Origin of the sequence: Sphingobacterium sp. 2149, assembly GCF_031455655.1 — a bacterium.
In the GTDB taxonomy this organism is placed as follows: Bacteria; Bacteroidota; Bacteroidia; order Sphingobacteriales; family Sphingobacteriaceae; genus Sphingobacterium.
Window position 1 is genome coordinate 266,767 of sequence record NZ_JAVDTD010000003.1, and the last position, 26,931, is coordinate 293,697.

General features: G+C 40.4%; 21 protein-coding genes. 5 read left to right on the top strand and 16 right to left on the bottom strand.

Features of this window, described 5'->3' with window-relative positions:
- Positions 1–136: 136 nt before the first annotated feature.
- Positions 137–586 (bottom strand): protein-disulfide reductase DsbD N-terminal domain-containing protein, encoded by a 450-nt coding sequence (locus tag J2X77_RS05965; protein ID WP_209574944.1) that lies wholly within the window; start codon positions 584–586, stop codon positions 137–139.
- Between the two features lie 472 nt (positions 587–1,058).
- Here J2X77_RS05965 and J2X77_RS05970 point away from each other — a divergent pair, with 472 nt between their 5' ends.
- Positions 1,059–1,490, top strand: coding sequence for a ClbS/DfsB family four-helix bundle protein (locus tag J2X77_RS05970; RefSeq protein ID WP_310079635.1), 432 nt, complete (start codon positions 1,059–1,061; stop codon positions 1,488–1,490).
- A 71-nt stretch (positions 1,491–1,561) separates the two neighbouring features.
- Complete coding sequence (locus J2X77_RS05975; protein WP_209574947.1) at positions 1,562–1,714, top strand: lmo0937 family membrane protein; 153 nt, start codon at positions 1,562–1,564, stop codon at positions 1,712–1,714.
- An 86-nt stretch (positions 1,715–1,800) separates the two neighbouring features.
- Here the strand turns inward: J2X77_RS05975 and J2X77_RS05980 are convergent, their stop codons facing one another.
- On the bottom strand, positions 1,801–2,307 hold the full coding sequence (locus J2X77_RS05980) for a pyridoxamine 5'-phosphate oxidase family protein (RefSeq protein ID WP_209574949.1): 507 nt from the start codon (positions 2,305–2,307) through the stop codon (positions 1,801–1,803).
- A 180-nt stretch (positions 2,308–2,487) separates the two neighbouring features.
- Here J2X77_RS05980 and J2X77_RS05985 point away from each other — a divergent pair, with 180 nt between their 5' ends.
- Both J2X77_RS05985 and J2X77_RS05990 read left to right on the top strand, forming a co-directional pair.
- On the top strand, positions 2,488–3,741 hold the full coding sequence (locus J2X77_RS05985; protein WP_209574951.1) for a putative DNA modification/repair radical SAM protein: 1,254 nt from the start codon (positions 2,488–2,490) through the stop codon (positions 3,739–3,741).
- The gene (locus J2X77_RS05990) at positions 3,741–4,499 is read left to right on the top strand and encodes a TIGR03915 family putative DNA repair protein (protein WP_209574953.1); all 759 of its coding nucleotides are present in this window, start codon (positions 3,741–3,743) and stop codon (positions 4,497–4,499) included. Before J2X77_RS05985 ends, J2X77_RS05990 begins: the two co-directional genes overlap by 1 nt.
- A gap of 33 nt (positions 4,500–4,532) precedes the next feature.
- On the opposite strand, the gene J2X77_RS05995 is transcribed toward J2X77_RS05990, so the two are convergent.
- Together J2X77_RS05995 and J2X77_RS06000 are read right to left on the bottom strand one after the other, a co-directional pair.
- Positions 4,533–4,706: a hypothetical protein gene (locus tag J2X77_RS05995; RefSeq protein ID WP_209574955.1), complete on the bottom strand. Its 174-nt coding sequence runs from the start codon at positions 4,704–4,706 to the stop codon at positions 4,533–4,535.
- A 577-nt stretch (positions 4,707–5,283) separates the two neighbouring features.
- A complete protein-coding gene (locus J2X77_RS06000; RefSeq protein ID WP_209574957.1) occupies positions 5,284–6,300 on the bottom strand; it encodes a zinc-binding alcohol dehydrogenase family protein in 1,017 nt (338 codons plus the stop codon).
- A 397-nt stretch (positions 6,301–6,697) separates the two neighbouring features.
- Here J2X77_RS06000 and J2X77_RS06005 point away from each other — a divergent pair, with 397 nt between their 5' ends.
- A complete protein-coding gene (locus J2X77_RS06005; RefSeq protein ID WP_209574959.1) occupies positions 6,698–7,561 on the top strand; it encodes an AraC family transcriptional regulator in 864 nt (287 codons plus the stop codon).
- Positions 7,562–7,578: 17 nt separating this feature from the next.
- Here the strand turns inward: J2X77_RS06005 and J2X77_RS06010 are convergent, their stop codons facing one another.
- The 12 genes from J2X77_RS06010 to J2X77_RS06065 all read right to left on the bottom strand — a co-directional run bounded on the left by J2X77_RS06010 (position 7,579) and on the right by J2X77_RS06065 (position 26,814).
- Complete coding sequence (locus tag J2X77_RS06010) at positions 7,579–8,550, bottom strand: glycoside hydrolase family 43 protein (protein WP_209574961.1); 972 nt, start codon at positions 8,548–8,550, stop codon at positions 7,579–7,581.
- Positions 8,551–8,555: 5 nt separating this feature from the next.
- On the bottom strand, positions 8,556–9,707 hold the full coding sequence (locus J2X77_RS06015) for an endo-1,4-beta-xylanase (protein WP_310079641.1): 1,152 nt from the start codon (positions 9,705–9,707) through the stop codon (positions 8,556–8,558).
- Positions 9,708–9,721: 14 nt separating this feature from the next.
- Positions 9,722–11,122, bottom strand: coding sequence for an MFS transporter (locus J2X77_RS06020; RefSeq protein WP_310079643.1), 1,401 nt, complete (start codon positions 11,120–11,122; stop codon positions 9,722–9,724).
- A 332-nt stretch (positions 11,123–11,454) separates the two neighbouring features.
- Positions 11,455–13,518, bottom strand: a complete 2,064-nt coding sequence (locus J2X77_RS06025) for a hypothetical protein (protein ID WP_209574965.1) — start codon at positions 13,516–13,518, stop codon at positions 11,455–11,457.
- Between the two features lie 133 nt (positions 13,519–13,651).
- Positions 13,652–15,028, bottom strand: a complete 1,377-nt coding sequence (locus J2X77_RS06030; RefSeq protein ID WP_310079645.1) for a glycoside hydrolase family 43 protein — start codon at positions 15,026–15,028, stop codon at positions 13,652–13,654.
- A 6-nt stretch (positions 15,029–15,034) separates the two neighbouring features.
- A complete protein-coding gene (locus J2X77_RS06035) occupies positions 15,035–16,594 on the bottom strand; it encodes a glycoside hydrolase 43 family protein (RefSeq protein ID WP_310079647.1) in 1,560 nt (519 codons plus the stop codon).
- Between the two features lie 28 nt (positions 16,595–16,622).
- Positions 16,623–19,079 carry a glycoside hydrolase family 95 protein gene (locus J2X77_RS06040; protein WP_293937805.1) on the bottom strand — a complete coding sequence of 819 codons (2,457 nt, stop codon included), beginning with the start codon at positions 19,077–19,079 and terminating at the stop codon, positions 16,623–16,625.
- 107 nt (positions 19,080–19,186) lie between these two features.
- Positions 19,187–20,020 (bottom strand): esterase family protein, encoded by an 834-nt coding sequence (locus tag J2X77_RS06045; protein WP_293937803.1) that lies wholly within the window; start codon positions 20,018–20,020, stop codon positions 19,187–19,189.
- Between the two features lie 12 nt (positions 20,021–20,032).
- Positions 20,033–20,992 (bottom strand): transketolase family protein, encoded by a 960-nt coding sequence (locus J2X77_RS06050; RefSeq protein ID WP_209574970.1) that lies wholly within the window; start codon positions 20,990–20,992, stop codon positions 20,033–20,035.
- Between the two features lie 28 nt (positions 20,993–21,020).
- Positions 21,021–21,878 carry a transketolase gene (locus J2X77_RS06055; protein ID WP_293937800.1) on the bottom strand — a complete coding sequence of 286 codons (858 nt, stop codon included), beginning with the start codon at positions 21,876–21,878 and terminating at the stop codon, positions 21,021–21,023.
- Between the two features lie 7 nt (positions 21,879–21,885).
- Complete coding sequence (gene fsa, locus J2X77_RS06060) at positions 21,886–22,554, bottom strand: fructose-6-phosphate aldolase (protein WP_209574973.1); 669 nt, start codon at positions 22,552–22,554, stop codon at positions 21,886–21,888.
- A gap of 183 nt (positions 22,555–22,737) precedes the next feature.
- Complete coding sequence (locus tag J2X77_RS06065; protein ID WP_293937798.1) at positions 22,738–26,814, bottom strand: two-component regulator propeller domain-containing protein; 4,077 nt, start codon at positions 26,812–26,814, stop codon at positions 22,738–22,740.
- Between the last annotated feature and the right edge of the window lie 117 nt (positions 26,815–26,931).

Below are 26,931 nucleotides of genomic sequence, written 5' to 3' on the forward strand. Positions count from 1 at the left end.
AGTAGAGATATACCCTATCTTATTCCAATATACAAGCAAAGATAGTTATTTAAAATAATTCTAAATAACTTTATTCATAGTCGTCCAACTGTGGTAGATAAAGCATCCAATTGCTTTAGTTTTGAATTGCTTTAGGCTATTTGACCGTCACAGCAAAAGCGTATTCATCTGGAGGAAGACATTGTGAAGCATCACAAGCTTGCCATTCCACAGTGCCTTTTACTGTCGCCGCTCCTTTAGTAAGAGAAACTTTTTGTTGAAAGATTACCTCATTGGTGAAATACCCTACATCCATTTTGAAAACCTCTTCGTGTTTGATCTTGGGTTTTGGTTCGGCCGTATTACCGACTAGCGCATAATCAGTAGCTTTACTGAAATTAAAGGAAGTTGATATCGGGCCACCATCTTTCACATGTTGGGAATATATGTGCCAACCATTTTGAATAGTCGCCTTAACGTAAATAATTGCTTCCTTGTTATTGAGTTTTTTACTAGCAACAGTCCATTTAACAGGTTTATGAATCTGAGCAAAAGCACCTGTAATGGAAAACATAACCAAGGTTGCTAAAATTAAAATCTTTTTCATCTTTTTATAAATTTTTCAGTTTATTATTTTATTGGCATTACATATAAACAGTATCCTTACTACAAGAACCTGCACCTGAATACGCACGTCAATATTCGTTATAAACAGAATAAAACACAACCATATTATATTTAAACAATAAATTTTACAAAAAATAATACCATAAGCCATATTATTTTCATTTTAAATCGTGGAATTTTCTCAATTTCAATAATAAGTTCGAAATAACTATTGCATTAAAACAATAGCTCAAGTCAGATAATGCTGTTTGCCGATCAGCATTCCAGCAACGCTAGGAGCATAACATTATTTTATAATCAACTTTTTGAGAAATTAGCTGTAATTTATGTTATTTCAAATTTATATCATGGCAATACCAACTACGAAAGAGGAACTCCTTAAAGCGATTCAAACAAATCACAACAAGCTCGTCCATGAACTGTCCAGTATTCCCATTGATTAAACCAGTTTATTGACACTAGAAGGACATAGCAAAGGAACGCTAATGAGTGTAAATAACCTACTTTCTTATTTGATTGGATGGGGTGAATTGGTTCTCAAATGGAATAGGAAAAGCGAGGAAAACAGCCACATCGAACTCCCTGAGACAGGCTTTAAATGGAATGAACTAGGCAAATTAGCGCAAAAATTCTACGGGGATTATGCCGATTTAGATTTTACGACTCTATGTACCAAACTCAATCAAACTGTTTTTAAAATCTTGGATTTAATTGAGCAAAAAACAAACTATGAACTCTATGGAGTGACTTGGTATGGCAAATGGACCTTAGGCCGCATGATACAATTTAATACCGCTTCACCATATCAAAATGCAACCGGGAGAATTCGTAAATGGAAAAAAATACAAAAAAATAACCAGCAATTGGATTCGGTTAATGAATAAAAAAGATTAAATATAGTAAACCATCGTTCGATAAATATTGTTATTCAATAAACAGATATATATTTATTACTATGGGAAATTTATTATATACAATTGCAGTTATTTTGGTGCTCATATGGGCCATCAGCTTTTTTGGCGGCTTTGCGGGCGGGGGACTAATTCATATACTATTGGTAATCGCTATCATTGCGGTTCTCCTTCGTGTTATTAAAGGAAATGCATAACTGGTCGGGCCGTTGCTCCTGTCATAAAAAAGGCTCCCCAATTTCAATACTGAGGAGCCTTTTTTATACATTTAATATGAAGCACGCTATATATTAAGATCTCCCTCTTTACCTATATCTTCTGTCTCGCCTGTTACTCTCGATTTAAGCATTTTAAACAAGTTGACAATCATATTAGAGTTTGAATCCCAATAATGAGCATCTTGGGGAGTAACTTTTAACAACTTAATATTTGGATCCTCTTTCCCTTTTTCAAACCAGCCTTCCATCATCTTATTCCAATAACGATCTATCCTTTCTTGATCCCGCGAAAGACTCGCCTCGCCATTTATACTGAGAAAGGTATAATTTCCAGGATCTGCGTAAAACAAAGAAACTCTTGAATCTAGTGAAAGATTTGTAAAGGTTTCGCTTTCTGCCGAACAGATATACCAAATGTTACCTTCTTCATCAACTTCTTGTCTACTCATCGGGACACCATGGGGATAGTCCGAATCTTTTGGAAAAGAGCAGACTGTACCTACGTCAATCTTATCAACGATTTCTTTTAGCTTTTCTAAAGCGTCTTTATCACTTAAATTATTCTCTGCCATAATACTATTTTTAATAAAGAACAACGTCCCCTTATAAATCGTTTTCTATTTAACCAAATTCAGGCAGTATACTTTAAATAAAAGGGGACGATACTTTTTAAAATTAAAACACGTAATTCTACGCGTGTTATTTACTAAAAATATTAGTATTTTTACCAATATAAAAATGATGTATTGAATATGTTTGGATTTGATGATAAACTACAGATACTAGCGGATGCTGCTAAATATGACGTAAGCTGCAGCTCAAGCGGAAGTAAGCGAAAAAATAGTGGTGGTATCGGTGATTCATCAGCAAGTGGTATCTGCCATACGTATACCGAAGATGGGCGCTGTGTTTCCCTTCTAAAAATCTTAATGACTAACTTTTGCATTTACGATTGCTCCTTTTGTGTGAGTCGGCGCAGCAATGATGTGCAGCGGGCAGCATTTTCGGTTAAGGAAGTTGTCGAATTGACGATGAATTTCTACCGTCGAAATTATATTGAGGGACTTTTTTTAAGTTCAGGTATTTTTAAATCTGCAGACTATACCATGGAACGCTTAATGTTAGTTGTCAAGAAGCTTCGAACTGAAGAGCGGTTTAATGGTTATATTCATCTTAAGGCTATTCCTGGAGCAAGTGAATCTTTGCTAAAAGAAGCAGGTCTATATGTTGACCGTATGAGTGTAAATCTCGAAATACCTACCGAAGAGGGATTAAAACTTGTCGCTCCCGAAAAAGATCATCAATCTGTTCGCGAACCGTTGACAATAATTAAAAATGAAATCCAAAATCTTCAGCAGGACCGAAAAATCAATAAGAAAACACCTTTGTTTGTGCCGGCAGGACAAAGTACACAAATGGTTATCGGGGCAACACCAGAGAATGATTTCCAAATTATGCAGGCTGCAAATACATTCTATAATGATTATAATCTCAAAAGGGTTTATTATTCGGGTTATATTCCTATTAATGCAACGGACTCCAACCTTCCTCAAATTGGAACAGCACCACCGCTGGTTCGTGAAAATAGACTTTATCAAACAGATTGGTTACTTCGATTTTATGGCTTTTCGCTTCATGAAATACTTAATAGTAAACATCAGGACCTCGATCTAGAAATAGATCCTAAACTTGCTTGGGCACTTCGCAATCCACAATTCTTCCCTATTGACATTAACACCGCTACCTATAATTGGATCATACGAATTCCGGGGATAGGAAGACAATCCGCTAAAAAAATAATACAGGCACGCAAATATGGAAAATTAAAAGAACAGCAAGTGCAAAAAATTGGAATAGCTTATAATCGAGCGAAATATTTTATGCTATGTCAGGATACATTGATCACTGCGGGCTTTCACTATCCGGAAAAGATCAGAAAATCCATACTGGAACATAATCCCCAATCGCAAATAAAAGGTTCGAATAGCCAATTAACTTTATTTTAATGGATTATATTTTTGACGGAAGTTATTCCGGCTATCTGTGTTGCGTATTTGAAGCGTTTGAAAGGAAAGAGTTTGACAGCATTCCTAAAACAGGAAAAGCGACGGAAGTTACTCTTTTTTCGGAAAAACGACTCATTTCAACAGATAATAAAAAAGCCCAACGCATTCTTGCGGGAATGAAAAAAATAATTGGAAACCAAGGCACGATTTTTTTTTACCATAATTTTTTGTCCGATAATCAGATTGAATGGCTCAATGGATTTCGGCTGATTGTCGAATTATTTCGCACAAAACAGTTGGATATACATAATTATGGTTATCCTCCTATACTTCGTTTGCATCAATCGATTAAAAAGATCAATAGGGAACGGCACCGTATGAAAGCATTTATACGATTTGTCAAATCTAATGACCATCTGTATACAGCGGTTGTTGAGCCCGATTTCAATGTGATTCCGCTTGTTGTGCAATTCTTTAAAAATCGATTTGCAGACCAGTGTTGGTTAATTTATGATTTAAGGCGAAATTATGGCTTTCATTATGATGGAAATACTATTGTCGAAGTATCGCCAAATGAAAGTGATGAAATTCGAGATCCATATCAGCTAGAAGTGGATCTCGATCCTCAAGAAAAGGCTTATCAGCATCTTTGGAAAACCTACTTTAAGAGTACAACCATTGAATCACGTAAAAATCTGAAACTTCATTTAAGGCATGTTCCGAAACGTTACTGGAAATATCTAGTAGAAAAAATATAGCTTTCTAAGCATGTAAAGATCAAATATTCATTATCATCTTGATCCGCCAAATAATTTGCTTACCAACCAAATTACAAGAGCAACAACCACTACAACCAATAGAATACCAGACCATACGCCGGCTTTAAATATACCTTCAATCGCTGCACAACTTGATACGAGCACCAATAAACTCGACATCAGTGCAAATGGAATTATCTTTTTCATAAATACCTGTTTTAATTATTAATCTGAAATAAAGACAATATTGGCCTGAAAATGTTTTACCGCAAACATGTTCAGGTTATTATTACGCCAAACGCGTATCGAACTTATAATTTCATCGCATTTAATACCCACATTACACGTATTTTTTTGTTAAAAAGTGAAAACTCTACGCAATTTACCACTTAAAAATACGGGTAGCTCGTAGTTAGCGTATTTTGGGTATAGCATTTGATCTAATTAACCAAATACAAATTAGTTAAGAAACAATAATTGAATAAAGATATGGACACTATCAACCAAAAAGCACAAAAAATGGGATTAGAAAAAGGCTATTATCTACTATTGATGGCTATTTTAGATTTACCTGCTGAAGAAGAGAAAAAATCCAGAAAGAAAAAATAAGTTTGGATCTCCGGCACATTAGTTATGGACTGATAAGAGATTTAAGTAAAAGCCTTTTCCTGCTATATGAAAAAGGCTTTTTGTATTTTTTAAAAACAAATTATTGCTCCATTATTCGGCATAGAGATGATGCATCGCACTATTGTTCGGTTCTTGACAATAGACATATAGAATTTTAAAATTCGATTAAAAGTCTAAAAACGCGCCCAGGATCTCTTAGCCATGATTCTAAAGCTAACTGTGCATCTTCTACACGATATACTCCTGTTATAAGCTGTTCTATTGGGCACTTTTTCATTTTTAAATAATGCATTACCGCTGCAAAATCTTTCACTGTGGCATTGCGTGAGCCTCTGATATCCAACTCTTTTTTGACAAAAAACTGTGTATCAAAAGGGATAGCTTCTTTTGCATAACCTATATACATAACCCGGCCTGTATACGCCGCGGCATCAATCGCCGCTAAGTAGGTTTCCTTGCGTCCTACGGCTTCGATAACAACGTCAGCCCCCATGGAGTGCGTCAGTGTATCCAAGCTAGCCGCCAAGTCTTCCTCAGCGCTATTGATGGTGAATGTCGCTCCGAGAATTTTTGCCAACTCAAGTTTTTCTTTGCTCACGTCAACTGCTATAACGGTGGCACCCCGTAAAGCAGACCGAACAATCGCTCCAACTCCGATCATACCACATCCCAACACCAATACGATATCGCTGTCGGTGACATCGGCCCGATCAACGGCGTGGAAACCTACACTCATAGGCTCCACCAAGGCCAATTCTTTGGACGATAGTTGTCCACCCACAATGACCTTTTGTATTGGTACGACAAGGTATTCTGTCATGGCACCGTCGCGCTGTACCCCCATCGTTTCATTGTAGCGGCAAGCATTAGGTCGATTATTTTTACATGCAGTACAAATACCACAGTTTGAATAAGGATTTACGGTAACTCTTGTACCAATCTTAATATCAGGTCCAACATCAGTCCCCAATCCAACTACTGTTGCTCCAATTTCATGTCCAGGTATAACCGGTAGCTGAACTAATGGATTCAAGCCCCGAAATGTATTCAGATCAGAGCCGCAGAAACCAACATAATCTATTTTTAAAAGGACATGTCCATCCTTAACGGTAGGCTGAGGAATATCCGTGATTTCCACACGTCCCTCTTTTACTATTTTTATAGCTTTCATTTATAAATGGCATCAAGATTTAAATAGCACTTGCGATTGTTATTGATCACAACAAAGCTCAAGCTCAAACTTAAGAGATTTACTGGCTTGAGATCTTTGATATTATGGTATAGCCAAAAATAATTATATAGAACGGATAAAGAAACTCCATTAACGATAAAAAATAACACGATATCGATGCAAGCGCAATGATCCACTACCATACTGCTAGCAACGAAAATAAAAAATTAGCAAACTAAATATCAAATACTTACATCCTGTTTTAGAAAGAGAAATATGTAAAAAAACGCTATATACAGATAAATCAACTATAACATTATCGATATTTACACTTTAAAAACGCTATTCTTTTTAAGAAAACGACTAATATTGTATCTAACTATTTCTTCTTCGCGTAATGATAAATAACGAAAATAATAAACTTGATTTTACACTATTGAACATTGGCTATGCGGAACATCAGGCGAATTGGAATTTCAAAGATATTCAGAGCCCTTTTGCGCGGATACACTATGTGTGTGAAGGAGAAGCATCAATAATTTTAACGGACGAAACCATCAAACTTCGGCCCGGCTATCTCTATCTCACACCTGCGTATATCCAACATAGCTACGCTTGTTCCGCTAAACTATCACTCTACTATATCCATATCTATGAAAATCCAGAGCTAAGATCGAGTATTTTCGACCGCTACTCCTTCCCGAAGGAAATCAAATCAGATCAGCTGTTAGCAACAGTCATTCAACACCTCTACGATTTAAATCCCGGTCGTGAGTTAAAAATGTATGATCCGAAAGGTTATGATAATTCAACAGAATTAATGAAAAACATGGCGCTGCAAACGGCGTCACCTATCGCCAGAGCAGCCGAAAACCAAGCTATCATTCATTTATTAATGAGCCGATTTCTAGCCGAAGCAACGAACAAAATACCACAGGTGGAAAAACGACTCTTGCGTGTACTAGATTACATAGACGAAAATATCCATCATCCGATCGCTATAGAACAACTTGCCAATCTGATTTTTATATCCAAAGATCACCTTATCCGACTGTTCAAAAAACACATGAATGCCACACCTGTACATTACATCAATCAAAAGAAAATAGAAAAAGCACAATTGATGATGTTAATCGATGAAGATAATATCCAACAATTGTGCTTTAAATTAGGTTTTGAAAATATCTCTTACTTTAATCGACTATTTAAAAAATTCACAGGTGAAACACCAATGAGTTACAAACGCCGAATAAGTAGATAAATCGTGCTTCACATCATCTACGACGACAATCCATCGATTGGTATAATGTGACCTTTCTCATCATATGTTAACTCAATAACTTTCATGCTTCTCAACCAGGTCTTTCCTCCTGAGGGAACTGAATCATGATAAAATAAATACCATTTACCTTTGTATTCCAAGATACTATGATGAGTGGTCCAACCGACAACCGGTGATAGAATTACACCCTGATAGGTAAATGGACCATATGGATTGTCTCCAGTGGCATAACAGATTAAATGACTATCTCCTGTAGAATAGGAAAAATAGTATCTCCCTTGATATTTGTGCATCCAAGAAGCTTCAAAAAATCGCTTTTCCGTGTCCCCATGTTTCAATGGCGTGCCATTTTTATCCAAAATGACAAGATCCTTTGGCTCTTCCGAAAATTCCAGCATATCAGCAGACAGCTTGACAACTTTTGGAGACAAAGCATCTTCGTGATCTTGAGGCAATTCATTGGGTGATATAATCTTATTATTTCGATAAAATTGGAGCTGCCCCCCCCAGATACCGCCAAAATACAGATAATAGTCTCCAGTAGTATCTTTAAATGCACAAGGGTCAATACTATAACTACCCTTAATTGGATGCTCCTGCGGAATAAATGGCCCATAGGGCTGACTTGCAACAGCAACACCTAGTCTGAAAACATCATTTTTATCCTTCATGGAAAAATACATATAGTACTTTTCGTTTTTCTCCGTCACATCTGAATCCCAAAGCTGACGACCAGCCCAAGGAATGTCTTTTACATCTAACACCTTACCATGATCAACCACATCCCCCTGAATATCCTCAAGAGAAAATACGTGGTAATCTCGCATATCAAAATGGTCTCCATTGTCATTTTCCGGTATTCCACTTTCTCGATCATGAGAGGGATAAATGTAAATTTTATCTTCAAAAACATGTGCTGATGGATCAGCCATATAATCTTTGGGATATAAATACTTGCTCTTATTCATGCTTACTATTTCTTTTTTTTTTGAGTTAATGAAGTAATATCTTTTAAAAAGGGCTTAGGCTGATAATTCCGGTCAAATAATAATGGATAGTCTGTACGTCCCGGAATAGGCCAACCGTTCTTCCATGAGTCTCCGTCACCAACACCCCACAACGTCACACGTGATATTTTATCCTTATGTTTGAGGTATAACTTAAAAAACGATACGTATCGTCTTCCCAACTCATCCATTTTCTTAGCAGGTAGCCCTTTTTCGTATGGATTCATCTCCTTGCTATAAGCATATTGCTCCCCAATTTCGGCGCCCATATTAGGACGAACATGTGGCAAAACCGAAATATCCATTTCCGTAACCATTACTTTCGCATCAAGTCCCGCAAATCCAAGTATAGTTTTTTCGACCTCATCAATAGGTGGATTATCCAGTGCATTGTGCTCTTGCATACCAATTCCGCTGACGCGACCACCCGCTGCTTTTACTTGACGAATCATTTCGATAATGCCCTTTCTTTTTTCTGGAACGGCGGTTGAATAATCGTTATAATACAACTCCGCATTTGGATCTGCCTCATGTGCAAATTTAAATGCCAATTCAATAAACTGAGGACCAATAATTTCGTAAAATTTGCTTTTGCGCCATTCTCCATTATCCAATATGGCCTCATTCACCACATCCCAGCCGTATACCCGTCCTTTATAGCGGGACACCACGGTATGAATATGCTTCTGCATGCGTGCTATAAGTACATCCCTGGACACCTCTTTTCCATTTTTATCAACAAAAAACCAATCTGGTGTCTGGGAATGCCAGATGAGCGTATGCCCAATAATCTGCATCTTATTTTTTTCGCCAAACAATACGAAACGATCCGCATCTTTAAAATCGAACACGCCTTCCTGCGGCTGCAGGAACATACTTTTCATACAATTTTCCGCTACAATAGAATTGAAATGTTTTTTGACGACAGCTACTGCGGCGGCATCCCGCTCCCAGATCTGATCAAGGTTTAAAGCCGTTCCGATAAAAAACTTACCTTCAAATGCATCCTTTAAGGTCAATGAATCAGGTGCCAGCTTCAGTTTTTGCAAAGTAGCTGAAGCAGATAGATTTGATAGTAAGGCTGCTACAGCCACAACAATAGTTTTTAACATCTTCATGATTTAGTTTTTAATTAATAAGTATGTCTAGACTCTATGTCCTGATTGATTGCATCAATGGTACTATCGTCCAGTTCGTATTTGGAAATAACATACATGGCCACGACTAAAAGTATTGCTGGAATAATGGCTACCAACCATAGAATTCCCATTTCAGCACGCGCTGACTGGGCTGTTGCATTATCTTTATCAAAGTTAACATATGCTAGCACCAGCCCCGGCACGACACCTCCAAGGGCCATCCCAGCTTTGTAAAAAATACCGGTAAGCGCATTGACAATACCTGAAATACGCTTCCCGGTTTTATATTCGCCATAGGAAATGACTTCAGGAACGAGTGCCCACATATATCCCGTTGCAACAATTACTCCGGTCGACTTGATAAACTGAGCAGCCAGTACCAAAACAATATTTGCCTTGAGGCTTTCGTTTGATGAAATAACGTATAGCATCACCATTCCAAGGATTGCAATAGTCAGGAAGACATAGAACATCTGCTTTTTACCAATTGCCCGCTTGATGGCTGGCACTAAAGGCATAAAAATAAAAGCAGGCAAAGATCCTAATGCCATAAAATAAGGTAGCATATCCGGAGCATGTACATTATATATCATGTAGTATGATCCTGCCGAGTTACCGATTGCCATCATAGCAAATGCAGTAATGAAAAAAAATGCCAAAATACGCAAAGGACGATTATGCTTAAATTCTCGCCACAGGTCGGAAACCTGCACATTATCTGTATCTTTCTCATCCATGATGACACGTTCTTTTGTTTGTGAGAAGCAAAAGATTAAAAGAACTAACCCAACTAAAGCATAGATCAGCATCGTTGTAAACCAGGCTTCGGCAGAATCTTTCGAGTTTATCTTTCCATCTGGAGAGAAATACTTTACGACGAGTGGTACCCCATATCCAACAGCCAGACCACCCACGTTCGCCATAAACATACGCGTAGACGTTAGTTTTGTAACCTCATCCGTATCTCTGGTCAAGGAGGCATTTAAAGCGCCATACGGAACATTCACCAACGTGTACAACATCGATAAACCAACATAGGTGATATAAGCATAGGTTAAAGATCCCGAAAAACCATTCCAAAAACACAAAATTGCAAATCCTGTCAGCGGAATTCCTCCCAGCACCAAATAAGACCTATACTTTCCCATGCGGGGATTTCTTTTATCAACAAATGCGCCTACGATGGGGTCCCATAGTACATCGACAATTCGAACAATGAGAAACATGACCCCTGCAGAAGCTGCAGAGATCCCATAAACATTGGTATAAAAAATCAGTAGATACATCGAAACAGTCTGGTAAATGAGATTCTGTGCAAGATCGCCAGCACCAAACCCTACGCGCTGCTTCGTTGAAAGCTTGTAAAAACCTCTGAAAGGCTTCACTTCTGTCATATTTTGGTCCATATAATTGGTTATTCGATTAGTTATATTACAATGGTAAAACTACAAGTAGCTTTTTTCCATTACCCATTACAAATGTTTTATATTCCAATAAAAATGTTTAAAAAGCCCACTTAACAAAGAATAAATCGATAAAAATCTTCATCGTAGCACTGAGCCGTTCCAGTAAAAATTACTTCTTTAAAAATAAATCTAACTGTCGGTATGCGGACAGCAGAAATGATATCGTCAAAGATATTACGTAGCCTGAAAAATATAGGCTGCCCAAACTTTTTTTGGACAGCCCATTTCTACCTGCTATTAAACTGCTTAGTTTTTACCGTTTAATTCTTAGGATATTTTACCACATAGCTTTTTGTTTGCCCTCTATAAAGGCAATCAACTTGAGCGTAACCCGTCGGCGAAGTAGCTTGATTCACTTTAATCTTAACTTCAGGATTATCGGCAGTCGCTTTTACCAAAGGAATGTTTTTACTTTTTGCTTCCATCGGAAAGGAAACTTCATAAACATGATAACCAATAATACCATTCTCATCCGTAGATCGTACAGGAATGGATGGTAAAGCTAGTTTGGTCCCATTTACTGTAATGGTGACCGAAGGTGGTATTGGACGTTCAATTTTTTTGTCTTTCGAACTAAATCCTAAGCCTATAAAATCGAAAAGCGGCTTTCCTTCCTCACCCTCAGCAACTAAAAATAAGGCGTGTTTACCGTCCAATTGATCTACAAATTTGGAAACGTCGACCGTAAATTGCTTGACTTCAGCCGCAGAATTCGCCGGAACAGAAATTTGCGCAATTCGCTTACCTTTCCAGGTTTCGTTATCCCAAGGGCCATCTAACCATACGTTGACCTTAAAGGCAGCTTTTGTTTTTGGCGTAATAAACACATTGAAAGCCGTTTGATTTCCAATTTTAGTCCCCTCAAAAGCTTTCAATCCAAACTTATCTTGATCCAAACCTCCAAATCCGAAATATTTAAAACCTGCAATATTTCCGTTTTTCATATTTGTCACCGGCATATGATTATCCCATACATCCCATGAATCCTGTTGCAAACTGATATCAGACAGGTAGCAAGCATATCCAGCCGAATAATACTGATAGGGATTTAATCCATAAAAATGAAATCCTTCCGATGTCACTTCTGCACCTTTATACTCTTTCCCTTGTTTATCTTTAATAGTCAAATTCTCTTGAAAGGGGTCAAACGCTCTTAGGGACACCATTCCGCCATCTTTAACACTTTTCTCATCCCAAGATACTTTGATAGGTTCAACCACCGCCTGACGTGCAAAGCCAAATCCACGCGGTGGTCTATGGTAAAATACATACCATTGTCCATTGATCAGTTCGATACTACCATGTGTGTTATGACCTGCATTGCTGGTTTCAATAGCAGATCCGTCCTTGTTTAAGACTGGAGCACGTGAATCGACTAAAACGCCGCCGCTCTTCCATGGTCCTAGTGGCGAGTCTGCTACCGCATAGCGCAAAGTGGAATTTGAACTTCCTACGCCATATTCCGGGCCGGAGTAACCACTATATACCGAAACATACTTGTTTCCCACTTTACGAATGGATGATGCTTCAAAAAAATTAAAGGTTCCCAAATCCTCACCTTCAAAAATATTAGGATAGGAAGTTCCTTTTGGATCGCGTAATTGGCCATATCGCGCACTTGCTGGCAATAAATAATTGATCACCTCCGTACCAGGCCTCAACGAATACATTGTTTTCTGATCCAGTTGTGCAGCCATAGAACGTTGGAATCCCCAAAAACCATATGCCCGGAATCCAATGTCAAAATCAGGATCTTGAGGGTCCGTAACGTATTCGATATAAATGGCAGGATCAAATCCTAAGATACTTCCAGGCAAAGTACGCTTGCCATCTTCAGTCAGATTGACAGGTTTAAAGGGACCATTAGGCCTGTCACCTTTAACAACCATCGCTTCACGGCCCTCACCTCTGCTATGAGGAAACAAGTAGTAATCCTTTTTTCCATCTTTTCGCTTAACCTCTACAAGATCTGGCGCATACATCACATCCCATTTACCATCGATCGCGTACGTAAAGATAGCGCCCTCGTCCCGCCAGCTGCTCAAATTCTCAATAGGAGCTGACCACATTCTAATGTCAGGCCCACAATAGCTGCTAAAACGTAAGTCATGGGAACCAATGATGTAAGCACGATATTTCCCAGGCTGGTCAGGATCTTCGAAAACACGGGGTTCGCCATCCGGGAGATGCTCCCATAGCGGTAGATAAGGATTTCCTATAGACTGGTGCACAAACCCCTTACTAGGATCGTTGAGGTGGTTTTGCTGCTGCCCAAGTGCTGTTGCTGCTGATAAAATTCCTGTAACGGATAATAAAAATGCCATTGTCCGTTTTTTTAAGACAATATTTAGTCCCTTCATAAATTGAGTAAATTAATTTTTCTTAAATTGTTGAGTTATCTTGTATGCTGTTGCATTTTTTCCCTTGGCTCAAACTACTTTGCTTCATGTTAGTATGTTACTTTCCAAATTTCCAGCAATCGAAAAACAGGATATTTGACGGTGCCTTACCTTTAAAAACAAAATATAGATCGTGTAGTCCCGATACTTTATCGGACAGTGCTGTCTCAACTGTAGTCCATCTGTCATCTCCCCCCGTCATGGGCACCTGTATCGTACCTAACAACGCTCCATCAACCGCTCCCAAACGTACCTCCATATGGATACCTCCATTATGCGTCGTTCCTACCCGTGCAAAAAAATTACGTGCTCCCTCCTCACCAAAGTCAACATTCTTCACGCAGGTGAAAGCCCCATCTTTTTTTGCCTTTATAAAAACGCCCACCTTTTTATTTTGGTAGGATTTAACGTGCTCGGACCAAGCAATCGTTTCAGCCTGATGAAGTTCATAGGGATTCACTTTGCCGGTCGCTTGAGTAATTCCATTTGTCATTTTCATTGGATCGATACTGCCGTCTGGATTAAAGTTCAGTTCTTGAACAGCGACAGACCGCGTAAAGCCTCCCCCTCCAGGTAAGGCACCATTATGGTAAAAGAAATAGGTTTTTCCTTTAAAATCGACAACGCCAGGATGATTTGTGAAGGCTTTTCCTTCCGCAGGCATGATTATACCACCGTACTTCCAAGGTCCCTCGGCTTTTTGGCTTGTCGAATAACCAATAAATTCTGGCAAAGGACCTCCCGGCCAAAAAAGATAATATAAACTATTTCTTTTATATAACCATGGCCCTTCCTCATAGCCCGTAGGCCGCTTCGGGTCGCCCTCCCTCTTTCCAAACGATGCCGCAGTCATCGGAACCTCAACAATATCACCTTTATAGGAGATCATATCTTCATTCAGCTTAACATATTTCAGCTGGGGGTTACCCCAATACATATGAGCTTGGCCGTCGTCATCAATAAACACAGTAGGATCGATATCTCCCCATTCGCTTTGCAGTAATGGTTTCCCCAAAGGATCATAAAATGGTCCCAATGGGCTATCTCCTACAGCAACGCCGATCGCACCTCGATTGTTCACTTTGGAAATGACAGGTACATAAAGATAAAATTTACCATTCTTTTCAACACATTGCGCCGCCCAGGCATCACCTTTTGCCCATTCAAAATCTGTATAAGAAAGAATCGCACCATGATCGGTCCAATTCACCATATCATCGGTTGAATACACACGCCAATTGTTCATGTTAAACCAGGTGGATTCTTCTTCATCCTGTGTAGTATAAAGATAAAGTCTGTTGTTATACACCAAAGGGGCCGGATCCGCAGTATAAGCAGTCTGCACAATGGGGTTTTGTGCCCTTAATGTACCCACCTTAACCAAAAATAGAAGCAAAAATCCGAATAGGGATTGTATAAAAAATCGTTTCATCATATTATCTTAATTTGCGGTCAAATGGAAATAATCAAAATCTACATAGCCACCGCCGGCTTTGGTTGCATAATTGAAAAGTCCGAATCGATAGCCCATAAAATGAGGAATGGTATAACTCATTTTTAAATCATTACCTATCCTGCTCCAATTGCGCCCATCTGTACTATAAAAAAATTGAGCGAGATCTCTTTTGTTTGTAAAGTCACAGCTTGCTTTAAGATATATACGCTGCTGTTTGAGGCCGATCTTGGCCAACTCTTGTGGTACGCCTGTCGTCGCATTGATCATCACCAATGATTTCGTATTTCCTTCCATACGCACACCAACTAAACCATAATTTTTTTGCAATAGCGATAGGCCCGCAAAATCACCATCTTTCATGTTAGAAACCTCGATAGCAATAGCTGCACTGCAAGTCGGCCCGATGGTACGCTGGGTGAGGGTGTTTTTGGCCGAAAGAAAATCATCGGTGCGATCGCCTGTATGCATTCTCAAAAAGCCCGTTCGCGCTGTTACAGACCATAGATTATTGTCTGGATTATGGTTCCACTGCCACACCAGTGGAAGAGCCGCATCTCCAGGTTTCCGGTCAAAATCATCGGAGTTAACGATTCCGGGAATTAAACTTTTATTTGCAGGAAGATTTAAGGTAGACGGCACTTTTCCGCCGATACCGAGCACTGGCCATCCATCTTCCCATATGACAGGGACCAAAAATGGAATACGTCCTACAGCACCATAATCCTGAAAAAGATACGCATACCATTTTCCGTCGGGCATATCAATCAGCCCCCCTTGGGCCACACCTTGATCCTGCAAAACCACTTTCCCTTCATACGGACCTTCCAGTTGACTTGCCCGATGGACAATCACCGTGCGCATTCCTCCAGCTGGCCATGAAATATTAAAAAGGTAATAAAAGCCATTGATCTTAAACATTTGGGACCCCTCAGCCGGCAACCCCACTTTACCTTCTTTAGGCTTAGCAGGTAAAGAAGCATCATCTAATAACACGCGTTCTGTCCCAGCTTTAATACCTGAAAAGTCGGGCGACAATTCGGCAATATGGATCTGTCCGCTACCCCAGATCATATAAATTTTTCCTTGGTCAAAGAATAAACTATGATCGTGCATCATCGGTCTAAACTCGGTAGAAACCCAAGGTCCCCCTTCAATATCTGCCGTGCGATAGACATGTGTTTTACCTGTATTGGAAGAAAATGTACTTACATAGTACTGTCCATCATGAAAGCGTAAACTGCTTGCCCAGGAACCGTGCCCATAGGCATTCTTCTGATTCGACAAATTGAGCTCATCCTGATCTCCAAGACGATCATACACATAATTAACCAAGGTCCAATTGACTAGATCTTTGGATTTCATTATCGGAACCCCGGGGTTCATGTGCATGGTGGTGCTACTCATGTAATAGGTATCACCAACGCGTATCATGGACATATCGGGTACATCGGCAAAGATGATTGGATTACGGGCTTGCTGCGCTAATGAATCCAAAAACAGGATCATAAAGCAGAAGACAAAAGCACTAATTTTCATTCTTAACATAGTAAAATGATTAAATGGCCACATTAATTCAGTCAGCCGTTAAAGTGTAGTATTTTCCTGGCATGGTCAGCACATCGTATTCGTAATAGTGAGGTAATTTAATTCCTTTCAGATGTGATTCTGCTGACTGGATAGGTTTTGGTATTCGCATTGGAGCGAGAAGCGCATTGCGCTGATGACCTTTTGCGATCTGAATTCCACGCCCTTCCAACGCCGAAGCTGCACGAAGCCGCAAATTGCCCCCTAAGGTAGAAAATACCCTCACTTCCTTTATCTTTCCTTCTTTCCACTGCATTTCAATTTCAAATCCGCCACGCGCCTTTATGCCTTTTACCCATCCCTCGCCCCACCGATCGGGAATTGCTGGCAGGAGATGCACAGCACCATCGTGACTTTGGACCAGCATTTCTGCCACACCTGCTGTTAGCCCAAAATTACCATCTATCTGAAATGGAGGATGTGCTGTAAAAAGATTAGGATAGGTACGTCCCTCTGGATGCTTTTCATCAGAAAGGGTTAGCATATTTTTTATAATTTCGTACGCATGGTTTCCATCCAAAAGGCGGGCCCATAAGTTTATTTTCCAGCCAATCGACCATCCTGTTGCGAAATCCCCGCGATAAATCAATGAATTACGGGCTGCTTCAAACAATTCAGGTGTGCCAAAAGGTGAAATTTGGCTCCCTGGAAATAATCCATATAGGTGTGATATATGCCGATGTTGATTTTGCGGATCATCCACATCTTCCATCCATTCTTGTAACTGGTTATATCGACCGATATGCATCGGTGGAATACGGCGAGCCGTAGTTAGCAATGTATCCCTGTAGCTAGAATCGATACCCAAAACTTCTGCAGCCAAAGCGGTACGAGTGAGCATGTCATAACAGAGCTGGTTATCCATCGTCACTCCGGCAGCGAGTGGACCTTGTTCGGGCGAAATTGAAGGACTCAAAACAAGCCACTGCTGATCTGGATATCCACGATGTACTACAAGTGTAGACAAAAGAAAATCACAAGCGCCCTTCATAGCGGGGTAATATTGCTTTAAAAAAAAACGATCTCCCGTAAAAAGGTAATGCTCCCATACATGTTGCGACAACCACAGCCCCCCACTGGGCCACATTCCAGCTGCCGCAAAATCAATAGGACTCGTCACACGCCAAATATCTGTATTATGATGAGCTACCCAACCGGATGCATTATACAATGTTTTTGCCGTTTCTTTTCCACTTTCACTGAGTTCTTTAATCATGGAAAATAATGGCTGAAGGGTTCCTGACAGGTTAGTTACATTCGCAGGCCAATAGTTCATTTCCGTATTGATATTGATCGTATATTTACTGTCCCAAGCGGGCTGCATGGAGCGGTTCCAGATGCCTTGTAGGTTAGCAGGTTGGCCACCTGGCTGCGAAGAACAGATAAGCAAATATCGGCCGAATTGAGCCAATAGGGTAACTAGCGCTGGATCCTGCGTATGGGCGAAATTTGCAATTCGTGTTGAAATAGGCTGTTGCTGTTCATTGTTGACGCTGCCCAAATGCAATTGAAAACGGTTGAACTGCTTATTGTAAGCGGTTTTATGCTGCTGAAAAGCAAGCTCATAATCCTTACGCATTGCTTTTTGCAACCTTTCCGTGGCCTCCTTGGAGGGATCCGATCCCAACTGTTTATAATTTTTGAAATTACTCGCAATTGAAATATAAAGACGAATGGAAGTGGCATCCTTTATATTAATCGATTCGTCATCCACAACTAGCTCTCCATCCGTAAGGTTTACTCCGGTATGAATCTGATAAACAACCTCCCCTTTAACACCTTCATGATCAGTACCTCGCCCTTCTAAAACAAGTTGATCACCGCTCTTAAAAATAGTATGCTTCGACTCATTCTCATACGCCAAGGTGCAGTTGAGCTTCCCTTTCTTGCTCGATCGGATCTGCATTACGATCACATCATCAGCAAAGGAAGTGAAAACCTCCCTAGTAAATGTTACCCCATCTACTGCATAATGAGAACGCGCTACAGCGTGCTCGATATCCAATTCACGATGATAGTCCTGATAGTTATCATGCCCCGGAAATCGCAGCAGAATATTGCCGGCAGTTTGATAAGGCATACCATGGGTCTTTGTAAAGAAAGTTTCATTTGCAAGCTTTTCAGCTTCAGCTGATTTCCCATCAAATATATAATCCTGAATAGTTTTTAATGCCCCACTGCCTTTCGGGTTATCGTTCCGATAAGGGCCACCCGCCCAAATAGTTTCCTCATTGAGCTGCAGGCGTTCACACGATGGAATTCCATAAAACATAGTACCCAACCGACCATTTCCTAACGGTAAGGCTTGCTCCCATATCTTTTCGTCTGCCGGCCGATCATACCATAGGGTTAAAGCCGACTGCTTTTGCGCAAACAAAAGTGTAGTATGCAATGTTACGATTCCAATGAATGTGATGATATGTTTCCAAATAAGGTTTTCAATCATTTCTCTTAATCCTAATTTTTACCGTTTCGGACCTAAACCTCAGTCTTATCCACGTTAACCCCAGACAGGCAAAATGCGTACTAGTTTATTCCTACTTAAAAGGGGATTTATTTTTTATTTTTAAATAGCAATTGCGAAACATTATAAAGGTCATTTTTCCACACATTGAAATCATGTCCTCCAGGCTCCAAATAATAAATATGAGGCACCCCATTTTGCGAAAGGTATTCGTGCGTACGTTTACTAATATGAAGCAAGCCATCCTGATCACCACAGGATATCCACAGTAGTTTTAGTTTGTCTTTAGCTTCTTGTGGATTAGGGAGTAAATCTTGTGGCATCTTCGTATTGGGTGCAGAAGAAAAGCCTCCTACCCAAGCGAACGTGTCCATATGAGCCAGTCCAAAATTCAGCGACTGGCCGCCCCCCATCGATAATCCAAAAATCGCTCGGTGTTCGCGATCTTTGATAACGGGAAACTGATGTTCAACATAGGGAATAAGGTCATTGAGAAGATCTTGTTCAAAAGTCGAAAACGCTGCAACCCGATCAGGTGCCATCACATTACCACCAGCTCGATCATCCTGCATAGCGCGGCCATTCGGCATAATCACCAGCATGGGTTCCATTTTTCCCTCGGCATATAGATTATCGAAAATAACCTGCGGGGTTCCATGTCTGAACCATTCCCTTTCATCCCCACCTATTCCATGCAGCAAGTACATTACAGGATATTTTTTTGCAGCATTATATCCAGGCGGCGTATAGATTAAGGCTTTTCTCATTACTCCAACAGTTTTTGAAGGATAAACTATGGAATCTATTTTTCCAGTTGAGCCCAATGCTCGCTCAAGATCAAATCCTTGTGGAGCAGCCTGCTGCGCTTGAGCGATTAAGCTGACGGAGAAAACACACAATAGTGTGCAAATTATCTTTTTCATATTATAATTGATTTACATCTCTTTCCTTTTAAGTACCCGCAGCGCAGCTGCTACGATTGCGTCTGCATTCAAGCCATATTTATCCATCAATGCACTCGGTGGCCCCGATTCACCGAAGCTATCATCCACAGCCACATATTCCTGGGGCCTCGGCATTTTCTTTGTCAGCAATTGTGCGACACTATCGCCAAGTCCACCGATACGGTTATGTTCTTCAGCGGTAACGACACATCCGGTTTTAGCAATAGAATTCAGTATCGCATGTTCATCCAAAGGTTTGATGGTATGGATATTAATGATCTCGGCGTCAATACCCAAAGTTTCCAACTCTTCGCCCGCACGGATGGCTTCCCACACAAGATGCCCTGTCGCCAATATAGTCACTGCAGTGCCTGGATTCAGCATCACGGCTTCACCAATCACAAATTCCTGATCTTCGGGCGTAAAAACCGGCACCACGGGACGACCAAATCGCAGGTAAACTGGCCCCTTATGTTTAGCAGCAGCTAGTGTCGCGGCCTTCGTCTGGTTATAATCGCAAGGATTGATAACAGTCATTCCAGGAAGCATTTTCATCAATCCGATATCTTCCAATATCTGATGGGTTGCTCCATCTTCACCCAACGTCAGACCAGCATGCGAAGCTGCTATTTTTACATTTTTATCCGAATAAGCAATTGATTGCCGAATTTGGTCGTATACTCGCCCAGTTGAAAAATTAGCAAACGTTCCTGTGAAAGGTATTTTTCCACCGATGGTAAGTCCAGCCGCGATTCCCATCATATTTGCCTCTGCAATCCCTATCTGAAAAAAGCGTTCAGGAAAGGCTTTGATAAAATCGTTCATTTTTAGCGAACCGATCAGGTCGGCACATAGTGCGACCACATTTTCGTCCTGCTTTCCTGCTTCAAGCAAACCGGCTCCAAATCCCGAACGCGTGTCTTTTGACTCTGTATATGTATATTTTTTCATGTTAATCTATTTCAAAATCCTTTGCGTATTAGGCGATATAATCCCCCAATGTTTCTGCATTCTGATTTAATGCCAAGCTTAGTTGCTCATCGCTGGGAGCAATGCCATGCCATTTATGTGAACCCATCATAAAGTCGACGCCATTCCCCATTTCCGTATGTAACAACACCATTACTGGCATGCCTACGCCAGTTGAAGCTTGAGCTTTTCGAAGTCCCGAAATCACCGATTCAATATCATTTCCTCGCATAATTTCAATAACGGTCCAGCCAAATGCCATCCATTTTCGCGGTAGATCGCCCAGCGAAAGCACATCATTGGTAGCGCCATCAATCTGAGCGCCATTGTAATCTACAATGGCAATCAAATTGTCCATTTTGTTATGCGCGGCATACATAGCCGCTTCCCATACTTGGCCTTCCTGTAATTCGCCATCCCCCATCAATGCATAAACTAAATGATTGTCATGGTTTAGCTTTTTAGCCTGTGCAGCACCAATAGCGACAGAAAGCCCCTGTCCTAAAGACCCTGAAGCAACACGAATACCAGGAAGTCCTTCATGCGTCGTGGGGTGTCCCTGAAGGCGTGAATTGAGTTTTCTGAAGGTGGAAAGTTCATCGACCGGAAAATAATCTGCCCGTGCAAGAACACTGTAAAAAACGGGAGATATATGTCCATTGGAAAGGAAAAATAGATCCTCTCCTATGCCGTCCAAGTCAAAATGGTCGTTTCTCTGCATCAACTCAAAGTATAAGCACACCAACAATTCGGTACAACCCAACGATCCTCCGGGATGTCCTGACTGGCATCCATGCACCATTCGGATTATATCTCTCCGTACCTGCTTAACAATAGCTTCTAAATTATGTATACTATGTTTTGTCATGACCATCTCAATTGTTACTTTGCGCAGCAACGCGTTTATGATCAGCTAAAAATTGCGCTAGTCCACTATCCGTTAACGGGTGTTTTAATAGTGAAAAGATCGCCTGCAAGGGCCCTGTCATCACATCTGCGCCTATTTTGGCACAACCCAGAATATGTGCACTGTGGCGTACCGAAGCCGCAAGAATCTGGGTTGGGAAAGCGTAATTATCAAATATCGTCCGTATTTCGCGGATCAGTGCCAGCCCATCGACAGATATATCATCCAGCCTGCCCACAAAAGGTGACACATAGGTTGCTCCGGCTTTAGCGGCTAAGAGCGCCTGACCAGCTGAAAATACTAAGGTACAGTTGGTCTTAATTCCCTTAGTACTAAAATATTTGATCGCTTTAATACCATCTTCGGTCATCGGGACCTTAACCACAATCTTATTGTCTAAAGCCGCCAAGAGCTTACCCTCTTCAATCATTGAACTGTAATCAGTTGAGATCACTTCAGCACTTACATCACCGTCTACAATATCACAGATAGCTTTGTAATGTGCGTGAACATGAACCGTTCCTGCAATTCCCTCTTTTGCCATCAGCGAAGGGTTGGTCGTTACACCATCTAGGACACCTAAATTCTGAGCCAAGCGAATCTCACTAAGACTTGCTGTATCGATAAAAAATTTCATTTTTTTTAGTTGATTAGTTTTGTATTCGCTAGCTCCCTAGCGATTGGTTATAAGACAAAACTATTGTTTTCAGGTAGATAGGATTGCAACAAATAAAAAAAAGAAGGGTAAAAATGTTTAAAACAGCATACCCTTCTCAAAAAATAATCTAAAACAACCTTTTAAACAACTATTATATACCGCTCACACAGACGCGCTTTTCTGCGATTGAATATATTCACTCGGCGTCATCTGATACTTCGCTTTGAAGACTTTTGTAAAATAGTTTGGATTGGCAAATCCCGTTTCATAGGCAATTTCAGAAATAGACTTATCACTTTTTTCTAACAGGCTCGCAGCCTTTTCTAATTTTACTGAACGGATAAAATCTACGGGTGACATACCCGTAAGTTCCAATAATTTGTTATACAGGGAGGCTCTGCTCATCAACGTATGAGCACTTAACGCTTCCACCGATAATTGTGGATTGTCAACATTATCGTGGACATACTTGAGTACCTTTTGTAAAAATTTATCCTTTTCGGATTCTATAGTGACTTCGGGAGCCAAAATAGATACCTGTTTACTATAGACTTCCTTGAACGCCTGATTTAGCTGCAACAAGCTGTTAACCTTAGCGACTAATACATCCATATCAAAGGGCTTAGTCAGGTAACCGACTGCTCCCGACTCAAGGCCACAGACAAGTCCATTATCGACATGTGAAGCAGTCAGTAAAACGACCGGGATATGTTTTGTCCGTTTATCCTGGGCAAGCTTCTGAGAAAATTCCATACCATTCATATAAGGCATCTGAACATCGCTCACCACGAGATCGGGATGATGAAAAAGCGCCTTTTGCCAGCCGTCCTTCCCGTTAGTAGCTTCAATAATTTGATAATGTTCTTTTAAGGACTCGTAGAGATAATACCTAAAATCTTCATCGTCTTCAATAATCAGTACTAGTGGACTCTGCCTAAGTTCAGCTGGCTGTACCGCCGTTATCGCTTCACAATCGGGCACCTCTTCATATTGCGGTTCAGCCTGATCCAACCACAGATCAAATTTAAAGACACTGCCGCTGCCCGGTTGGCTGTCTACAGAAATCTCACCACGGTACATCTGAACAAATGATTGGGCAATTGATAGCCCAATTCCAGAACCTTGACTTGCCACTTTACCCTCATTATCGTATTGGAAAAAGCTTTCAAATATGGACTTTTGAAGCTCCTCCGGAACACCGATACCTGTGTCACGAACTTCAAGATTGACATGAAGCTTTTTGTCGACCATATTTGCCATTGTTATACTTACGGCGATATCCCCGCCCTTTTTTGTAAATTTAAAGGCATTATAGATTAAATTAAATAAAATACGTTCAATCTTATTGCGGTCAAAACGGCAATACAATTTTTCCTGACAGGGAATAAAGGAATAATCTATACCTTTTTGTAAAGCCATGTCCTGAAAGGAGCGGTATACTTCCTGTACAAACGACACCAATTCACCATCCTCGTCCTGCAATTTTAGCTCATGGTATTCCATTTTACGAAAATCGAGTAACTGATTGACCAAATTCAATAGCCGGCGGGCGTTGCGGCTGATCAAATTAAGCTGATCGCCCAGTTTGTTATCTTTACTTTTGGCCAATAACGCATCGATGGGTCCCATGATTAAAGAGATTGGTGTGCGAAATTCATGACTCAAATTGGTTAAAAACCTGATCTTCATCGCATCCAACTGATGTTTGGTCTCAGCATCTCTTTTTTGCTGTTCAATAAGCTGCCTCGCCTGAATACGTTCCTGCTCCAGCGCAAATTTTTGCTTTAACTTTTGAATTCCTCGATGCCTGATAGACAAAAGTACCCCAGCAAAGGCAAACACATAAAATAAATAAGCATAAATTGTACGCCAAAATGGTGGTGCAACGTGAATAGCTATCGATTTAATTTCCCTGTTCCAAATGCCATCATTGTTACTTGCACGTACCTCAAAGACATAATCTCCAGGATCTAAATTAGTGTAATAGGCGCTGTTTTCCTTTCCGTTTCGAATCCAGTTTTTGTCAAAACCGACAAGGCGGTACTCATATTGGTTATCTTCGGGCACGGTGAGGTTAAGTGCAGCAAAAGAAATGGAAAAATTCTGCTTATACTTCAGGTTGATACGATCCGCAGTCAAGAGCGATTGTTGTATTGGACCTTTGTTTGAAGGTTGAATAACCACATTGTCAATTTTTAGATCCGTTAGTGCGACCCTGGCAGGATTACTATTCGTTTTTAAATGAGCAGGATAAAAATGGTTAAAACCCTTCTGACCGCCAAAGTAAATTTCACCATCATCTGTTTTCAACGATGCTCCAAGCATAAAAGCCCCTTCTTGTAATCCTACGGCATTTGAATAGTTTTTAAACTTATTATTTGTCGGAGAGTAACAACTCAATCCTTTATTCGTCGAAAACCAAATCCGCCCCATATCGTCTTCAATAATACTCTGGATCGCGCCATTCACTAAACCATCTTTCTCGGAAAGAGTTTCAAACAATGTCTTCCCTTTTCGTAGCAAACCCACCCCATTTCCATTTGTTCCGACCCACAAATTCCCCTTTTTATCGGTATGTACAGCTAATATATAATTGCTTGGAAGCTTACTTTTTGCTTTATCATAAGTTATAGTATGTCGTTTAATAGGGTCGTACATCACTAGACCCGATCCATAGGTACCTATCCACATGTTATGTTCTTCATCTTCCGCCAGCGCACGTATAAAATTCCCAGGCAACTCGATCCCATCATCTGACGGCTCCGCTCGCTTGTATTTTTTGACAATCCCGCTTCCCTTTTGGATGATGTTTATACCACCTCCATTTGTCCCAACCCAGGTGTCTCCCCGGAAGTCAACTTTTAAACAAAAGATGTCGTTATTATTTAAGTTGTCTGTCCTATTGCCAACGGTGTATCGTTTGACATTTCCAGAATTGAAATCATAACAAACCACCCCTTGCTGATAAGTACCGATCCAAAGTTGATCGAGCTTTCTTTCCAAGGCTAGTACCGTAAGATCTTTAGGCAGGCTAGCAGAAAGTGTAAAAGGTGACAATCGATCAGCTGTTCGATCATATTTCCAAATACCACCACCATCAACTCCCAAAAAGATCTTATTTTGATAAGCAGCAAACGAGGTTACGATGGCCGGATCGCCATTCCTTCCTTCCAAAAAGTCAAGACTTTTTAAGCTGAACTGGCTTAAATTGGTATCAAACTTATTTAAGCCACCCTGAAAAGTACCAATCCAATAGATCCCGCTGCTATCCATACAAATCGACCGTATCGATTTATGAGAAAGGCTATGGACATTACTTGGGTCCGGCTTGAAGGTCCGAACGGTAAAATTATTGGTATTCAATACATCGAGACCATTATCCGTTCCGATCCATAATTCCTGCTTTTGATTATAGCACAAGGTATAAACCCGGGGGCTGCTCAACGCTCCTTTTCCGACCTCCGATTTAAATTTCTTGAATTCGGTATCTCCAGGCGTCAAATATTTAAGTCCTAGCATAGATCCCATCCAAATCCTGCCTTTATCATCTTCCACAATGGAAGTAATATCAATACCATTTCCATAACCATCCTGTTCCGAAAGAACCTCAAAACGCTTTATGGTCTTTAAGTTTGCTGATATACGGAATATTGCGTTCTCCGACGATACCCACATATTGTTATTTCTATCCCGGAATACGCAACCCGTTACTTTACCAGCAAACGTTTCCAAAATGTATCTATAGGTGGGATCCATCTTCTTTTGTAGATTATCTACATCCAAAACATATAAAGCACCGTAAGAAGCAATCCAAATATTTCCATTCGCATCCTGGTCAATCGAATTGATTGCAGTACTCACCCATTTACCATCAGGCGTAAGATTATAGGAGCGAATTCGGTCGGCTTCCCGATCATAATAACTCAATCCACCACCGTTCGTACCAATCCATATCCTCCCCTTTCTGTCTTCCTTTAACGCAGAAATATGGTTAGCCATTAAACTATTCTCCTTATTGGCGTCATACCGGTATACATTGTAATGACGTCCGTCGAAGCGATTAAGTCCATCCTCTGTTCCCAACCAAAGAAAACCATAACTGTCACGACAGATGCTATAGATAGTATTGGAAGAAAGGCCGTCCTTCGAATAATAGCGTTGAAAGGTTACGGGTTGGTTTTGCCCATAAGAAAAAAACGTCAACAACAGCCAAGTAAATAACAGTAATGTCCGTATCATATATTTAGGTGTGTAATCTGCAGCACAGAAAATCGATGCTGAACTGTCAACTAAATTATCAAATTAATACCTACTAAACTAGTCGAAACGATTATTTATGCTGTATGGATGGCAATT

Excerpts from the sequence above, each read along its gene's own strand:
- J2X77_RS06015 (WP_310079641.1), bottom strand. The coding sequence starts at position 9,707 with ATGAAGATGTTAAAAACTATTGTTGTGGCTGTAGCAGCCTTACTATCA.
- J2X77_RS06040 (WP_293937805.1), bottom strand. The coding sequence starts at position 19,079 with ATGATTGAAAACCTTATTTGGAAACATATCATCACATTCATTGGAATC.
- J2X77_RS05980 (WP_209574949.1), bottom strand. The coding sequence starts at position 2,307 with ATGGCAGAGAATAATTTAAGTGATAAAGACGCTTTAGAAAAGCTAAAA.
- J2X77_RS06035 (WP_310079647.1), bottom strand. The coding sequence starts at position 16,594 with ATGTTAAGAATGAAAATTAGTGCTTTTGTCTTCTGCTTTATGATCCTG.
- J2X77_RS06030 (WP_310079645.1), bottom strand. The coding sequence starts at position 15,028 with ATGATGAAACGATTTTTTATACAATCCCTATTCGGATTTTTGCTTCTA.
- J2X77_RS06010 (WP_209574961.1), bottom strand. The coding sequence starts at position 8,550 with ATGAATAAGAGCAAGTATTTATATCCCAAAGATTATATGGCTGATCCA.
- J2X77_RS06055 (WP_293937800.1), bottom strand. The coding sequence starts at position 21,878 with ATGACAAAACATAGTATACATAATTTAGAAGCTATTGTTAAGCAGGTA.
- J2X77_RS06005 (WP_209574959.1), top strand. The coding sequence starts at position 6,698 with ATGATAAATAACGAAAATAATAAACTTGATTTTACACTATTGAACATT.
- J2X77_RS05965 (WP_209574944.1), bottom strand. The coding sequence starts at position 586 with ATGAAAAAGATTTTAATTTTAGCAACCTTGGTTATGTTTTCCATTACA.
- J2X77_RS06050 (WP_209574970.1), bottom strand. The coding sequence starts at position 20,992 with ATGAAAAAATATACATATACAGAGTCAAAAGACACGCGTTCGGGATTT.
- J2X77_RS06025 (WP_209574965.1), bottom strand. The coding sequence starts at position 13,518 with ATGGCATTTTTATTATCCGTTACAGGAATTTTATCAGCAGCAACAGCA.
- J2X77_RS05995 (WP_209574955.1), bottom strand. The coding sequence starts at position 4,706 with ATGAAAAAGATAATTCCATTTGCACTGATGTCGAGTTTATTGGTGCTC.
- J2X77_RS05975 (WP_209574947.1), top strand. The coding sequence starts at position 1,562 with ATGGGAAATTTATTATATACAATTGCAGTTATTTTGGTGCTCATATGG.
- J2X77_RS06020 (WP_310079643.1), bottom strand. The coding sequence starts at position 11,122 with ATGACAGAAGTGAAGCCTTTCAGAGGTTTTTACAAGCTTTCAACGAAG.
- J2X77_RS06000 (WP_209574957.1), bottom strand. The coding sequence starts at position 6,300 with ATGAAAGCTATAAAAATAGTAAAAGAGGGACGTGTGGAAATCACGGAT.
- J2X77_RS06045 (WP_293937803.1), bottom strand. The coding sequence starts at position 20,020 with ATGAAAAAGATAATTTGCACACTATTGTGTGTTTTCTCCGTCAGCTTA.
- J2X77_RS05990 (WP_209574953.1), top strand. The coding sequence starts at position 3,741 with ATGGATTATATTTTTGACGGAAGTTATTCCGGCTATCTGTGTTGCGTA.
- J2X77_RS05985 (WP_209574951.1), top strand. The coding sequence starts at position 2,488 with ATGTTTGGATTTGATGATAAACTACAGATACTAGCGGATGCTGCTAAA.
- fsa (WP_209574973.1), bottom strand. The coding sequence starts at position 22,554 with ATGAAATTTTTTATCGATACAGCAAGTCTTAGTGAGATTCGCTTGGCT.
- J2X77_RS06065 (WP_293937798.1), bottom strand. The coding sequence starts at position 26,814 with ATGATACGGACATTACTGTTATTTACTTGGCTGTTGTTGACGTTTTTT.